This window comes from Pseudomonas sp. R2-37-08W (assembly GCF_003851705.1).
Taxonomy (GTDB): Bacteria; Pseudomonadota; Gammaproteobacteria; order Pseudomonadales; family Pseudomonadaceae; genus Aquipseudomonas.
The window spans coordinates 1,771,366-1,785,141 of the sequence record NZ_CP027728.1 but is presented as its reverse complement, the minus strand read 5'-3'; the positions used below and the strand labels follow the sequence as shown (position 1 = coordinate 1,785,141).

At 59.6% G+C, this 13,776-nt stretch carries 12 protein-coding genes; 6 read left to right on the top strand and 6 right to left on the bottom strand.

Translation table 11 applies throughout. The annotated features are described in order from the left end of the window. The gene (locus tag C4J93_RS08280) at window positions 1–888 is read right to left on the bottom strand and encodes a proline iminopeptidase-family hydrolase (RefSeq protein WP_124429053.1); all 888 of its coding nucleotides are present in this window, start codon (window positions 886–888) and stop codon (window positions 1–3) included. 183 nt (window positions 889–1,071) lie between these two features. Here C4J93_RS08280 and C4J93_RS08275 point away from each other — a divergent pair, with 183 nt between their 5' ends. Both C4J93_RS08275 and C4J93_RS08270 read left to right on the top strand, forming a co-directional pair. Continuing rightward, entirely contained in the window at window positions 1,072–1,836 is a 765-nt protein-coding gene (locus C4J93_RS08275) for a LuxR family transcriptional regulator (RefSeq protein ID WP_124370070.1), read from the top strand. 92 nt (window positions 1,837–1,928) lie between these two features. Beyond that, window positions 1,929–2,861 carry a proline iminopeptidase-family hydrolase gene (locus C4J93_RS08270; protein ID WP_124366314.1) on the top strand — a complete coding sequence of 311 codons (933 nt, stop codon included), beginning with the start codon at window positions 1,929–1,931 and terminating at the stop codon, window positions 2,859–2,861. A 99-nt stretch (window positions 2,862–2,960) separates the two neighbouring features. Here C4J93_RS08270 and C4J93_RS08265 read toward each other — a convergent pair whose 3' ends face one another. Further along, window positions 2,961–4,463, bottom strand: coding sequence for a nucleobase:cation symporter-2 family protein (locus C4J93_RS08265; protein ID WP_124429052.1), 1,503 nt, complete (start codon window positions 4,461–4,463; stop codon window positions 2,961–2,963). Window positions 4,464–4,620: 157 nt separating this feature from the next. Here C4J93_RS08265 and C4J93_RS08260 point away from each other — a divergent pair, with 157 nt between their 5' ends. Continuing rightward, the gene (locus tag C4J93_RS08260; protein ID WP_124429051.1) at window positions 4,621–5,454 is read left to right on the top strand and encodes a nucleoside-binding protein; all 834 of its coding nucleotides are present in this window, start codon (window positions 4,621–4,623) and stop codon (window positions 5,452–5,454) included. Window positions 5,455–5,582: 128 nt separating this feature from the next. On the opposite strand, the gene punC is transcribed toward C4J93_RS08260, so the two are convergent. Then, complete coding sequence (punC, locus tag C4J93_RS08255) at window positions 5,583–6,761, bottom strand: purine nucleoside transporter PunC (RefSeq protein ID WP_124429050.1); 1,179 nt, start codon at window positions 6,759–6,761, stop codon at window positions 5,583–5,585. Window positions 6,762–6,883: 122 nt separating this feature from the next. Between punC and punR the strand changes: the two genes are divergently transcribed. Then, entirely contained in the window at window positions 6,884–7,789 is a 906-nt protein-coding gene (gene punR, locus C4J93_RS08250; protein ID WP_124429049.1) for a DNA-binding transcriptional activator PunR, read from the top strand. 318 nt (window positions 7,790–8,107) lie between these two features. On the opposite strand, the gene C4J93_RS08245 is transcribed toward punR, so the two are convergent. Next, window positions 8,108–9,277, bottom strand: coding sequence for an aspartate aminotransferase family protein (locus C4J93_RS08245; protein ID WP_124429048.1), 1,170 nt, complete (start codon window positions 9,275–9,277; stop codon window positions 8,108–8,110). A gap of 103 nt (window positions 9,278–9,380) precedes the next feature. Here C4J93_RS08245 and C4J93_RS08240 point away from each other — a divergent pair, with 103 nt between their 5' ends. Beyond that, on the top strand, window positions 9,381–10,286 hold the full coding sequence (locus tag C4J93_RS08240; protein ID WP_124430856.1) for a LysR family transcriptional regulator: 906 nt from the start codon (window positions 9,381–9,383) through the stop codon (window positions 10,284–10,286). Here the strand turns inward: C4J93_RS08240 and C4J93_RS08235 are convergent. Then, window positions 10,283–10,906, bottom strand: a complete 624-nt coding sequence (locus tag C4J93_RS08235) for an HAD family phosphatase (RefSeq protein ID WP_124429047.1) — start codon at window positions 10,904–10,906, stop codon at window positions 10,283–10,285. The two genes, C4J93_RS08240 and C4J93_RS08235, sit on opposite strands and share 4 nt — an antisense overlap. Window positions 10,907–11,116: 210 nt before the next feature. On the opposite strand from C4J93_RS08235, the gene C4J93_RS08230 reads away from it, so the two are divergent. Further along, window positions 11,117–12,319 carry an anthrax toxin-like adenylyl cyclase domain-containing protein gene (locus C4J93_RS08230; RefSeq protein WP_124429046.1) on the top strand — a complete coding sequence of 401 codons (1,203 nt, stop codon included), beginning with the start codon at window positions 11,117–11,119 and terminating at the stop codon, window positions 12,317–12,319. A 60-nt stretch (window positions 12,320–12,379) separates the two neighbouring features. Here C4J93_RS08230 and fabV read toward each other — a convergent pair whose 3' ends face one another. Further along, window positions 12,380–13,573, bottom strand: coding sequence for an enoyl-ACP reductase FabV (gene fabV / locus C4J93_RS08225; protein WP_124361834.1), 1,194 nt, complete (start codon window positions 13,571–13,573; stop codon window positions 12,380–12,382). Window positions 13,574–13,776: the final 203 nt, after the last annotated feature.

Genomic DNA, 13,776 nt, shown 5'->3' with positions numbered 1-13,776 from the left:
TCAGCCTCGGTGGCGGGCGAGAAAGTCCAGCAGCACCGGAAAATACGCCTGGGGTTCTTCGTAGAACGGCATATGGCTGCTGTTGGGAAATACGTGCAATTCGGCGTGCCGGGCCGCCATTTTCATGCGCATGGCACAGGCCGGGGTGAGTTCGTCGTGCTGGCCGGTGGTGATCAGCATCGGCATGCGCAAGTCGGCCATTTCGGCGATGCGGTTCCAGTCCTTGAGGTTGCCGACATACAGGAATTCGTTGGGCCCTTGCATGGTTTCGTAGGGCCCCATGTTCCAGTCGCCGAGGGAGCGTTTGACCGGCTCCGGCCATTCATCCAGACGGCAGACGTGGCGGTAGTTGAGCAAGGTGATCGCGGCTTGATATTGCGGGTGGTCGAGGGTGCCCATGGCTTCATGACGCTGCATCATGGCTACGGTTTCACTGCCGAGGGCGCCGCGCAGGCGCTCAAGCTCCTGGGACAGGTGCGGAATATCGCCGACGGTGTTTTCGAGGATCAGACTTTTCAGCGCATCGGGATAATGAATGGCGTACTCGATGCCCAGCCAACCGCCCCAGGAATGCCCGAGCAAGTGCACACGGCCCAGGTCCAGGGCCTGGCGGACGGTTTCAACTTCTTCGACATAACGGCGGATTTCCCACAGGGAAACGTCGTTCGGTCTGGCTGATGCGCCGGTGCCAAGCTGGTCGAATGCAACCACTCGCAGGTTATGTTCTTTGAGCCAGCCATGGGCGTCGCGCAAATAGTCACACGGCAGGCCCGGGCCGCCGTTGAGGCACAGCAGCACCTCATCGCCGTCGCCAAAGCTGTAGACCACGAGATTATGGCCGTCGACTTGCACGTTGTACCGCTGGTCGGGGGCTATTTCACGCCACATGCATACATTCCTTGTGTTGTATCGGCCTGGCAGGTAGTGGCCGTTTATCACGTCAACACTACCGAGGATGCCGCGCGTCCATAACCTAGCGTTTCTTATAGGTTTGGCCTGGCAGTCCTTCGCCGGGGCGTGGCATTCTACTTGCAGCAAGTGGAGATTCAAATGAATTCGGGAGCAGAACGGATGCTGGCCAAGCTAACTGCCTTCAATAGTCGTCTGATGCCGGGCAGGAGCCTGGACGAGCAGATGGACAATACGTTTATCCTTGCCCAACAGCTGGGCTTCGATGCGCTGGTGTACGACTACACGCCGGTGCCCATCGACCTCAACGGTGCGCTGATCACGCCCTCGGTGCTGCAACTGCGCAACACGCCGACCGACTGGCACGCCTTGTGGTGCAGCGAGGGGTTCTACCAGATCGACCCGGTGCAACATTTGGCCTTGAACAGTGTGTCGCCATTTGTCTGGTCTTATGAGGCCAAGGCCGAGACTGCCCTGCAAACGATCATCGACCCCTGCCATGCACCCGTTTCGTCCTACCTGCACGAACAGCAACTGACCTGCGGCGTCAGCGTACCGATCCACCTGCCCCGCGGTGGCTTCGCCTCGTTGACCGGCCTGCGCACCGGTACGGCGAGCACGGTATTGAAGGATGCGCAGCAAACCTTGTCGGACTTCAGCGTGATCAGCCATGCGTTACAGGAGGCGGCTTACCCTTTATTCAACAAAGCGTTGCGCACCTACCCGCATATCCACCTGACCAAACGCGAGCGCGAGTGCCTGAAATGGGCCGCCGATGGCTTGACTGCGGCCGAGATCGCCGCGCAATTGAGCCGTTCGCTGGCGGTGGTCACCCTGCACCTGGCGTCGGCGATGCACAAATTGGGCGCCAAGAACCGCGTGCAGGCGGTGGTGCGAGCCACGCACTACCGGTTGCTGGACGATTGATCCTTAGGCAAAACCTAGCTGTTTTGCTAGTTACCTAAACGTTGCGTGCAGACTATCGTAGCCCTGATCCTTTTTTCAGAGCAGGGTACGAAATGGAATTCATCGAGAAAGTCCGCGAAGGCTACGCCCCCTTCGGCGCCTATCAGACGTGGTATCGCATCACCGGTGAGCTGGCGACAGGCCGCACACCGCTGGTGATCATCCATGGCGGCCCCGGCTGCACCCACGATTACGTCGACGCATTCAAGGATGTCGCCGCCAGCGGCCATGCGGTGATTCACTACGACCAGTTGGGCAACGGCCGCTCGACGCATTTACCTGACAAGCCTTCTTCGTTCTGGACCATCGGTTTGTTCCTCGACGAGTTGAACAACCTGCTCGACCACCTGCAAATCAGCGACAACTACGCGATCCTCGGGCAATCCTGGGGCGGCATGCTCGGCAGCGAACATGCCATTTTGCAACCCAAGGGCTTGCGTGCCTTTATCCCGGCCAACTCACCGACATGCATGCGCACCTGGGTCAGCGAGGCCAATCGGCTGCGCAAATTGTTGCCCGAAGGTGTGCATGAAACCCTGCTCAAGCATGAGGCCGCCGGTAACTATCAGGACCCGGAATACCAAGCGGCTTCGCGGATTTTCTACGACCAGCACGTGTGCCGCGTCAACCCATGGCCGGAAGAGGTGGCGCGCACCTTCGCCCAGGTCGATGCCGACCCGACGGTGTACCACGCCATGAGCGGCCCGACTGAGTTCCATGTGATTGGCAGCTTGAAGGATTGGAATGTGATTGGCCGACTGTCGGCCATCAAGGTACCGACCCTGGTGATTTCCGGTCGCCATGACGAAGCCACGCCGTTGGTGGTCAAGCCGTTCCTGGATGAAATCCCGGACGTGCGCTGGGCGCTGTTCGAAGACTCCAGCCACATGCCCCACGTGGAAGAACGCCAGGCGTGCATGGGGACAGTGGTGAAGTTTCTGGATGAGGTGTGCTCAATGCAGCACACGGCGCTCAAGGCTGGCTAGATTCCAAATGTGGGAGGGGGCTTGCCCCCGATAGCAGTGTGTCAGCCAATGGAGATATTGGCTGACACATCGCCATCGGGGGCAAGCCCCCTCCCACATTTAGACCTCGGTGGGCTCAGGCTTTGATGCTTTTCTCAAAGTATCCGCCACCAGCGGAATCTCCTTACCCTCGGCATCGAACAACTTCCCACCCCGGTAGTAATCCCCATCGCGCAGCGCCGCCACGTCGCGAAAGCACAAACTGCGCTCAGTCCCCGCCACGAATACCGATTGCTGGTCCGAGTTACCGGCGGTGAAATGGTTGAACGTCAGGTTCAGCAAGATCGCCATGATCGCCGATGAGCTGATGCCCGAATGGAAAATGGTCGCGAACCAGCTGGGAAACTGGTCATAGAAACTGGGGGCAGCGATGGGGATCATGCCGAAACCGATACTGGTGGCCACGATGATCAGGTTCATGTTGTTGCGATAATCCACCTTGGACAGCGTGCGAATACCGCTGGCCGCCACCGTGCCGAACAGCACAATGCCGGCGCCGCCAAGCACCGATGTGGGCACGGCGGCAATCACCCGGCCCATGAACGGCAGCAGGCCCAGCACCACCAGGAACACCCCGCCCGTTGCCACCACGAACCGACTCTTCACCCCGGTGACCGCCACCAGGCCGACGTTCTGGGCGAATGCGCTTTGCGTGAAGGAGCCGAAGATCGGCGCGAACATGCTCGACAGCATGTCGGCGCGCAGGCCATTGCCGAGGCGTTTGGAGTCGACTTTAGTGTCGATGATCTCGCCCACCGCCAGGATGTCCGCCGAGGTTTCCACCAGCGTGACCATCACCACGATGCACATGGAAATAATCGCCGCCACATGAAAGGTCGGCATGCCGAAATGGAAGGGCGTGGGGAAACCGAACATGGGCCCCTGGGTGACGGCGGAGAAGTCGGCCATACCCAAAAACACCGCGATCAGCGTGCCGATCACCATCGCGAGCAAAATCGACAAGCGCGAGATGGCTGCGCTGCCGATTTTGCTCAACAGCAACACCAGCACCAACGTCAGTGCAGCCAGGCCGATATTCGACATGCTGCCGAAATCCGCCGCGCGGCTGTTGCCGCCCATGGCCCAGCGCGCCGCCACGGGCATCAGGGTCAGGCCGATGGTGGTAATCACGATACCGGTCACCAGCGGCGGGAAAAACTGGGTGATGCGTGAGAACACCGGAGTGATCAACAAACCAATGAACGACGCGGCCATCACCGCGCCGAGAATCGCCGGCACGCCCCCTGCCCCGTCGCTGCCGACGATCGCCACCATCGTCGCCACACCCGCGAACGACACGCCCTGCACCAGCGGCAGCTGACAACCGAAGAACGGCAGGCCAAGGGTTTGCAACAGCGTGGCCAGGCCACCGGCGAACAGTGACGCGGCGATCAACAGGCCAATATCCGCAGGTGACAACCCGGCCGCCTGGCCGACGATCAACGGTACAGCAACGATGCCGCCGTACATTGTGAGCACATGCTGCAGGCCGTAAGCCATGTTGGCGGCGACGCCTAGATTTTCATCTTCGGGCCGCTGCGGTGACGCCTTCGGGATAGTCATGGTGAGGGGTCTCTGTTTTTGTTGTGCGCTCACTGTATGCAATGTTCAGACTGTATGTCCATAGAGTTGTATACAATCATTCAGACAAGATACCCTGCCGCGGCGTTACAAAAACAATCCGGCCGTCATGAGCCAGAACGCCAAAGGAGCCAACAGAATGAAAAAGGCATTGCAGGGCGCAACCGTCGCATTGACCCTCCTCGGCGGTGGCGAGGCTGTCGCAGTGGAATGGATGAACAACAGCCTGGGGTTTCGCTACGGCCAGCACTTCACCAACCCGAACAACCCTGACGACTTCAGCAAGCGCATCTACAGCTTCACCCACGCCAGCGGCTACCAGTACGGCAGCAATTTTCTGAATCTCGATGTATTCCTTTCCGACAGCAAGGACCCGCGCAAGGGCACCGACCACGGTGGCAGCGAGGTCTACGCGGTGTACCGGCACCAACTGTATGCCTCACGGGTATTCGACACGCCGCTGGGTAGCGGGCTGGTCAAGGATTACGCGCTGACGCTGGGTTTTGATGCAAACCGCAACAACAACCTCGCTTCCGCCAAAAAACGCGCCCTGGTCATCGGCCCCACCTTGAAATTCAATACCGTCGGTGTGCTGGACCTGAGCCTGATGTACTACAAGGAAAAGAACCACACAGGCATTCCCGGCGCGCAGGAATCGAACCACACCTTTGACGACACTTACATGCTCAACCTGACATGGATGCGCCCGTTCGAGATCGCCAACCACGCGGCGAAATTCCAGGGCTTCATCAATTATGTGGGGGAGAAAGGCGAGGATTATCATGGCCGCGATACTGCGCCGGAAGCCCTGATGCGCACCGCGCTGATGGTGGCGGTGCGGCCGGGCAAGAGCGTCAAGCCGAACCTGTACCTGGGCGTGGGCTACGAGTACTGGCATAACAAGTTCGGCGTGGACGGTGGCCGAGGTAGCCGCACCTCAACGCCGACAGTGAATATGGAAGTGACGTTCTAACTGAAGAAACACAATACAAATGTGGGAGGGGGCTTGCTCCCGATAGCAGTGGGTCAGCTAGCCTAGCTGGCACTGATACACCGCTATCGGGGGCAAGCCCCCTCCCACATTTTTACCGCATTGTCAGCTCAGGCGCTGGCCAGTTCGGAAGCATTACCCTTCGGTCGCGCCAACCAATAACCCAGCACAGCCAGCGGCGCGGTCGCCAGCATCACAATCACCGTAATCAATAACGGCTGCTCGATCATGGAGGACACCAACAGGCTGGCGAGAAAGCACAAGCCCAACTGCAGGGTATTTTGCAGTGCCGCCGCCTTGCCGGAATTTTCCGCAAAGGGCATCAGCGCATTCGCTACCACGATCGGGTAGCTTGCACCGTTGCACAGCGCCATCAGGCAGAACGGAATCAGCAAGGTAGTAAGGGTCGGCACGGTCAGGGTTACAACCAGATACAACGCCACCATGCTCAGGCAATAGAACGCGAGCAGCCACGGCAGCAGGGTCTTGCCCGGCAAACGTTGCAAGGCGCTGCGGCAACTGTAGCCGCCGACCAGAAACGCCAGGGTCGGCAACACGTAGCTGAGGCCGATGTCATTCGGGCTGTAACCCATGCCGCCGAGGATAAATGGCGAAGCGGTCAACCAGGCAAAGAAACTGGCGGAGCAGGCGGCAAATATCATGACGTTGCCGGTAAATACCCGTGAAGTGAGCAGCTGTGCATAGCCCAGGCGCACCGGTACGTCCGTCTGGCGCTTCGGCGCGCTGCGCAGGAACACGGTCGGCAGCAGCAAGAGCAGCGACACGCCCAGCAATACGCCGAAAATCGCCTGCCAGCCAAAGTGATTCAACACCATCGCGCCCAACAGCGGCGCCAGAGCCGGCGATAGCGACATCAGCGGCATGATGCTGGCGAACACGCGGTGCGCCTTATCGGCCGGGTAGCGATCAATCACCAGCGCCTGCCAGCTCACGGCGGCGGAACACACACCGATCGCCTGGATAAAACGCAGCGCCCACAGCTGCGGCGCGGTCTGCACCCAGAACATGCCCAGGCACCCCAGCACAAACAGGCTCAGTCCCGTAAGCAGCACCGGCTTGCGCCCGAGCCGGTCGGACAACGGCCCCCACAGCAACTGCCCTAGCGCAAACCCGGCGAGGAAAATACTCAAGCTGGCGCCCACGGCCCCGGCGCCAATCTGCAGTTGCGCGCCCATGGCGCCAAACGCCGGCAAATACATGTCCATGGCGAGATAACCGAGCATGCTCAGCCCCGCCAGATACCAAGTGAAACCAAAAGAATTTTTCATTGAAGCCTTGTAGATCCTGCCATCAAACTATTTGCTGACTGGCGCCCATTATGAAGCTGACAGTTTTCCTGTGAAGCGATAATAATTGGACACTCTTATCAATAATTTTGAAGGCAGCCGCCATGTGGTCCGAATACTCTCTGGATGTGGTCGATGCCGTCGCACGCCACGGCAGCTTCAGCGCCGCCGCTCAGGAACTGCATCGCGTACCGTCGGCCATCAGCTATACGGTGCGTCAACTCGAGGAATGGCTGGCGGTGCCGCTGTTCATACGGCGCCACCGTGACGTGGAGCTGACGCCCGCCGGCCGGCTGTTTATAGACGAAGCCCGCGGCGTGATGAAAAAAATGCTCGGCACACGGCGCTTGTGCCAGCAGGTGGCCAATGGCTGGAGCGGGCAACTGAAGGTGGCAGTGGATTCCATCGTCAAGCCGCAGCGCTGTCGGCAACTGGTGCTGGATTTTTATCGGCAGTTTCCCGAAGTGGAATTGCTGCTGGAGTACGAGGTGTACAACGGCGTGTGGGATGCCCTGGCGGATGAGCGTACTGACATTGTGATCGGTGCCACCAGCGCGGTGCCGGTGGCCAGCCACTTCACATTCCGCGACATGGGCCTGTTGAACTGGCTGTGCGTGGTCAGCGCCAGGCATCCCTTGGCGGCGATAGAAGGCCTGCTCAGTGACGATCAACTGCGCCCATACGCCTCCCTGTGCATGACCGACACCTCACGCAACCTGCCCAAGCGCGATACCTGGACCCTGGATAACCAGCGGCGCCTGGTGGTGCCCAACTGGTCCTCGGCGCTCGATTGCCTGCGCGATGGCTTGTGCGTCGGCATGGCCCCGGCGCATCAGGTGCTACCGTGGATCGAGCGCGGTGAGCTGGTGGCGCTGCAACTGCACCGGCCCTTCCCCGCCAGCCCGTCGTGCGTGGCGTGGGCGCAGAACAAACTGTCGCCGGCCATGACGTGGTTGTTGGAATACCTGGGGGATACCGAAACCATGAACCAGGAATGGCTGAATGGCTGAATGGCTGAATGGCTGAACGGCAATGACCTTTAAAGGTGACGCAGATCCCCTGTGGGAGGGGGCTTGCCCTAATGCCAGTCAGTTAAGCGTACACCGCCGTCTGTAGGAGCGAGCTTGCTCGCGAAAAACTCACAGGCACCGCGTTCATTCAGAAAGCACGCGTTATCGTTGACGTTTTTCGCGAGCAAGCTCGCTCCTACAAAAAGCCTTAACTGACTGGCATTAGGGCTTGCCCCCGATAGCGGTGTATCAATGACAGATGGACTGACTGAACCACCGCCATCGGGGGCAAGCCCCCTCCCACATTTTGATCGGGTTTTACTCAAGTAGGCGGGTGATCGCCCTTACGATCATCTCGACTTCCTTGGCATCCAGCGTCAGCGGAGGCAGCAGGCGGATGATCTTGCCGCGCGTCACGTTGATCAGCAGCCCATGCTCCTGCGCCGCACGCTGGGCCAGCTCGCGGTATGGGCGAGCCAGTTCGATGCCGATCATCAGGCCCTGCCCCCGAATCACCACTACCTGCGGATGCTCGCTCAATTCCACCCGCAACCGCGCCAGCAGTCGTGCACCTTGTTGCGCAGCGTTCTGCAGCAAGCCTTGCTCTTCAATGATGTCCAGCACCGTGCAGCCCACCCGGCAGGCTAACGGGTTGCCGCCAAAGGTGCTGCCGTGACTGCCGGGGGTAAACAACTGGCCGACGGCGGCCCGGGCCAGGCAAGCGCCGATGGGTACGCCATTGCCGAGGCCTTTGGCCAGGGTCATCACGTCCGGGGTAATGCCTTCGTGCTGGAAGGCGAACCAAGCGCCGGTGCGGCCAATGCCGGTCTGGATTTCATCCAGCATCATCAGCCAGCCGTGGCGTGTGCAGTGATCGCGCAGGGCTTTCAGGTAGCCGGGGGGCGCGGGCAACACGCCACTTTCGCCCTGGATCGGTTCGAGCAGCACGGCCGCTATGCGCGTGCCGAATTGTTCAGTAATGGCCTCGAGGGCCGCCAGATCGCCAAACCCGACTTTGAGAAAATCCCCCGGCAAACGCTGGAAACCCAGGCGCACCGAGGGCCCGTCACTGGCCGCCATGGTGCCGAGGGTACGCCCGTGAAAGGCGTTCTCCATCACCACCACCAACGGCTCTTCAATGCCTTTTTTCCAGCCATACAAGCGTGCCAGTTTCAGCGCCGTCTCGTTGGCTTCGGCGCCGGAGTTGTTGAAGAACGCGCAGTCCAGGCCGGATAGCTGAGCCAGGCGCCGGGCCAACTGCTGCTGCCAATCGATGCTGTAGAGGTTGGAGGTGTGCAGCAGCAGGCCCGCTTGCTCGCGGATCGCCGACACCAGTCTTGGGTGGGAGTGGCCCACATTCGTCACCGCCACACCGGCCACCGCGTCGAGGTATTCACGGCCCTGCTGGTCCCACAGGCGCGTACCCAGGCCACGGGTGAAGCTCAGGGCCAAAGGTTGATACGTGGTCATCAGGCAGGCGGCGGTCATGGTGGCAAGCTCCAGTGCATCGTGAGGATGGATGCAGTATCGTTAGCCACCCGTGCTGGATAAACTGCGCATTCCTGCAATGACTTTGAACCAGGGCTTGATAATGGATGTGTTCCAGGCAATGTCGGTGTACGTGAAAGTCGTGGAGACCGGCAGCATGACTGCCGCCTCACAGGAATGCGGAATGTCGACCACCATGGTCGGCAATCACCTGCGCGCGCTGGAGCAGCGCCTGGGGGTCAGCCTGCTCAAGCGCACCACGCGCAAACAAAGCCTCACCGAGTTTGGTGGACAGTATTACCAGCGCTGCCTGGAGGTGTTGGGACTGGTGGCCGACTCCGAGCTACTGGCAGAGCAGATCCACAGCGAAACGCCCAAAGGCTGCCTGCGTATTACCGTGCCACCGGTATTCGGCAGCGAACGCCTGGTGCCGGCCTTGAGCGAATTTTCCCAGCGCTACCCGCAGATCGACCTGTACGTGGTGCTGAGCAATGAGCGGATGGACTTGGTCGACAGCGGCTTCGACGTGGCAATCCGTCTCGGCGACTTGGGAACCTCCAGCCTGATCGCCCGGCCACTGCAGGATTACACCCTGACCCTCTGCGCGTCGCCTGATTACCTGGCGCGACGCGGCACGCCGTCGACGCCCGATGACTTGCGGCACCACAACTGCCTGGCGTTCGCCTATCCGGCGAACGACAACTGGCGCGACACCGACAAGCTGTGGCGCATGACCGACGAGGACGGCGAGGTAGAGGTTCCGGTCTCCGGCTCATTGACCATCAACAGCTCGCAGGGCTTGCGCCAGGCGGCCGTCAATGGGATGGGCATCAGCATGCTGGCCGATGCCCTGGTGCAGCAGGACCTGGAGAGCGGCAAGTTGGTGGCCTTGCTGACCAGCTATCAACTGTCCAGCCGCCCCATGCATCTGCTGTATCGCCAAGACCGTTACCGCTTGCCCAAGCTGCGCGCCTTCGTCGACTTTGCCATGGAGAAGTGGGCGCGCTAGAAGCCCACCCCCAGCTTGCGCAAATGGGCGGCAGTACGCTCGGCCGACACATGGTGAATACCCTGCCAGCCAAGGGCCACAGCCGCTTCGACATTGCCCGCGACGTCATCGATAAACACCACTTCGCCAGGCTGGACATCCGGCAAATGAACGCGCACCTGAGCGAGGCTGGCATGGTAGATCGCAGGGTCAGGCTTGATCAGTTTCAACTGGCCCGAGACGACGATATCGCGGAAAAACTGCAGGAACGGATAGTGCTCGCGGGCATAGGGAAAGGTTTCCGCCGACCAGTTGGTCAGCCCGAACAGCGGCATATTCGCTTGATGCAACGCAGTGAGAATTGCGACACCTTCGGGCAACTCACCACGCAACATCTCGTGCCAGCGCTCGTAATAAGCCTGGATCAGGCTCTGATGTTCGGGGTGTTGCTCAATCAAGTGGCGGGTGGCTTCGGCGAGGGTGCGACCGGCATCCTGTTCGGTGTTCCAGGCCTGGGTGCAGATATTGTCGAGAAACCATTGCCGCTCCTGCTCGTCGGCAATGAGCTTGCGGTACAGATGTTGCGGGTTCCAGTCAAACAACACACCGCCGAAATCAAACACGACTGCACGAATCGTCATGGGTCCTCCTGTTTGCGCACATGGATGACGCAGTCTTGCATGCCGAAGCAAACAGCAAAAGGTAAGCCACGGTAGGACCGTTCTGAAAAGTGAAACGCCCACTCACATCGCCGAAAGCATCGTTTAAGGTGAGCTTCGCTCTCAGGGAAATCCATGACTGAAAGGAATCATCAATGCGGTCGCAAAAAAACGTGACGTAGAGGTATTCCAATGATTGCCATGATTACCGCCGTAACATCACCTTCCGCGCTCAGTCTGGAAGTACTGCATCGCAACCAGGCGCTTGTGCAGGCCAGCACTACGCCGGAGGTCGATGCCCCGCATGCACTGATCGACCAGGTAAAAGCGCAAACCGGAATAGTGTCGAGCCACCTCGCCCCCTTGCAGCGGATAGCGGCAGCCACCAACTCTATCATCGGCATACGCCCGGTCGAATCCGTGGCCACAGGGCTGATAGAAGCTGGGCACCCCACCAAGGACTTTCATATCAAAGGCAAAAGTGCCAATTGGGGGCCACAATCCGGCTTGATCTGTACGGACCAGGCATTTAGCAAGCTCGAACAGTTCGCGCACAAGTCACCGGAAAAGGTGGCTAACGCCAACGCGCAGATCCTGGACTGCATCGAGCAAGGCCATGCAGTCCCGATCCCCTTGAAACTCTCGCGTCATCGCATTGACGAGCTGGTAAAGCTTGGCCAAATCACTGGGCGGGCAGCTCGCGGAGGTGATGGCACGCTGCAATTGAGCGCTCGCGGGCCAAGTCAGCAGCATTATGAGTTCCAAGCCCATCCCGCCTCGCCTGGCGACGACAACTATCTGATCACGCACAACGGCAAGGCGCTGCACGTGCTGGCCAAGCAGCTAGAGGGCAAGGCCTTGACCGCCGACTATGACCTGCACTTGATCGCGCCTCACCTAAGTGACTTTGGCGCCCAGGATAAGCTGCCGGTACCCGATATCGCCCACAGTGTCTTCAGGGGTCGGGTTAGCCACTACCAGCAAGTTCCACGGGAATTATCGGCGGACTTTGAAAATGCCGCTCATTTCTACCGCAAGGAAAACCCCGATCTCGGCAATATCACGCCGCGAATAGAGGAAATGATCGGAATCATCAATCGAAAGCTGGTCGGCGACGCGGAGCGGGTGGTCCATCACAATGCAGACTCAGGCAGCCCTGCGACGGACGTGGCAGCAAACTACCCGGCGACTTTCTTCCTGCCGGCAAAACTAGGTAGATTCGATGAGATCAGTATCATCCATGACAGCAGGGAAATGGCTGAGCTGATAAAGACCGCCAAGGACAGCGGTTATCACGTGCCGCTCAATCCGCTATGGGAGAAAGAGGTGGTGAATGTGAGGCGGTCAGACTTCACCCTGGCAAAACAGCGCCTGTCTGGTTCCAGGCAAGCCTGACAGCTGAGCAGCAAAAAGCGGCTTGATAAGTCGATTATCAAGCCGCCACAGTGATAGCGCTTATGCCTGGACCAGACCGTTGATCTTGACGGTCGGGTTCACGTCAGCGTCGTAGTCCACGCCGTCGACTTCAAAACCGAACAAACGCAGGAACTCAGCCTTGTAACCGGCGAAATCGCTGATTTCGTTAACGTTGTCATCAGTCACCTGGTTCCACAGCGCGGCTACGGCGTCCTGGACCTTCGGCTCCAGCTCAGCCAGATCGGCGCGCAGGCGGCCGTCAGCATCAAGCTTGGGCTCTTTGCCGTACAGGCTGTCCTTGAACAGGCCGTAGACCTGCTCGATGCAGCCTTCGTGGGTGCCCTGCTCTTTCATCACCTTGAACAGCAGCGACAGGTACAGCGGCATGATCGGGATCGCCGAGCTGGCCTGGGTGACCACGGCCTTGAGTACCGACACGCGGGCATCGCCCTTGAGCGCAGCGAGGTTGTCGCGCAGGGTCAGGACTTTCTTGTCGAGGTCTTTCTTGGCTTCGCCGATGGAACCGTTCCAGTAGATGTCCTGGGTCAGCTTCTCACCGAGGTAGGTGAACGCGGTGGTCTTGGCGCCTTCGGCGAGTACATCGGCGTCACGCAGGGCGTCGATCCACAGCTGCCAGTCTTCACCGCCCATCACTTTGACGGTGCCGTCGATTTCTTCCTGGGTGGCAGGCTCCAGGGTGGTGTCGACCACGACGCCCTTGTCGGTGTTGATACCGCGCAGGGTCACGGCCTTGCCGATCGGCTTGAGGGTGGAGGTGTGCACCACGCCTTGCGGGTCGGTACGGCGTGGCGCGGCCAGGCTGTAGACCACCAGGTCGATCTTGCCCAGGTCTTTCTTGATGGTGTCGATGGTCAGGCGCTTGATCTCATCGGAAAACGCGTCGCCGTTGATGCTCTTGGCGTACAGGCCTTTTTCCACGGCAAACTTCTCGAACGCCGCGCTGTTGTACCAGCCAGCGGAGCTCAACTTGCCTTCTTCGCCTTCTTTTTCAAAAAACACGCCCAGGGTGTCGGCACCGCAGCCAAACGCGGCACTGATGCGCGCGGCCAGGCCGTAACCAGTGGAAGCGCCGAGGACCAGCACCTTCTTTGGGCCGCCTTCGATGGCGCCGTGCTGAATCACGTAGTCGATCTGCTCTTTGACGTTCGCTTCACAGCCAACAGGGTGAGCGGTCACACAGATAAAGCCACGAACGCGCGGTTTGATGATCATAAAAATACTGCCTCTTCCAAGGTGCCGAAGGCCAGTGGTGGCCATTCAACTTCAATCGTACCGGTCTATGACGTCCGAAAAACCGAAGCGTCACGATAGTCGCAAATCTTCCGTTCTCAAAATTCAATCCACCCAAACCCGCTTGCCTCTGGGGCCAGTAACAAATTGTGCAGCGACTTCACAATTTTCGAACTATTTAAAAC

Bases quoted from the DNA above. Each gene is read 5' to 3' on its own strand.
- C4J93_RS08245 (WP_124429048.1), bottom strand. From the start codon at position 9,277: ATGACCGCCGCCTGCCTGATGACCACGTATCAACCTTTGGCCCTGAGC.
- C4J93_RS08265 (WP_124429052.1), bottom strand. From the start codon at position 4,463: ATGACTATCCCGAAGGCGTCACCGCAGCGGCCCGAAGATGAAAATCTA.
- C4J93_RS08275 (WP_124370070.1), top strand. From the start codon at position 1,072: ATGCTGGCCAAGCTAACTGCCTTCAATAGTCGTCTGATGCCGGGCAGG.
- punC (WP_124429050.1), bottom strand. From the start codon at position 6,761: ATGAAAAATTCTTTTGGTTTCACTTGGTATCTGGCGGGGCTGAGCATG.
- C4J93_RS08235 (WP_124429047.1), bottom strand. From the start codon at position 10,906: ATGACGATTCGTGCAGTCGTGTTTGATTTCGGCGGTGTGTTGTTTGAC.
- C4J93_RS08270 (WP_124366314.1), top strand. From the start codon at position 1,929: ATGGAATTCATCGAGAAAGTCCGCGAAGGCTACGCCCCCTTCGGCGCC.
- C4J93_RS08260 (WP_124429051.1), top strand. From the start codon at position 4,621: ATGAAAAAGGCATTGCAGGGCGCAACCGTCGCATTGACCCTCCTCGGC.
- punR (WP_124429049.1), top strand. From the start codon at position 6,884: ATGTGGTCCGAATACTCTCTGGATGTGGTCGATGCCGTCGCACGCCAC.
- C4J93_RS08280 (WP_124429053.1), bottom strand. From the start codon at position 888: ATGTGGCGTGAAATAGCCCCCGACCAGCGGTACAACGTGCAAGTCGAC.
- fabV (WP_124361834.1), bottom strand. From the start codon at position 13,573: ATGATCATCAAACCGCGCGTTCGTGGCTTTATCTGTGTGACCGCTCAC.
- C4J93_RS08230 (WP_124429046.1), top strand. From the start codon at position 11,117: ATGATTGCCATGATTACCGCCGTAACATCACCTTCCGCGCTCAGTCTG.
- C4J93_RS08240 (WP_124430856.1), top strand. From the start codon at position 9,381: ATGGATGTGTTCCAGGCAATGTCGGTGTACGTGAAAGTCGTGGAGACC.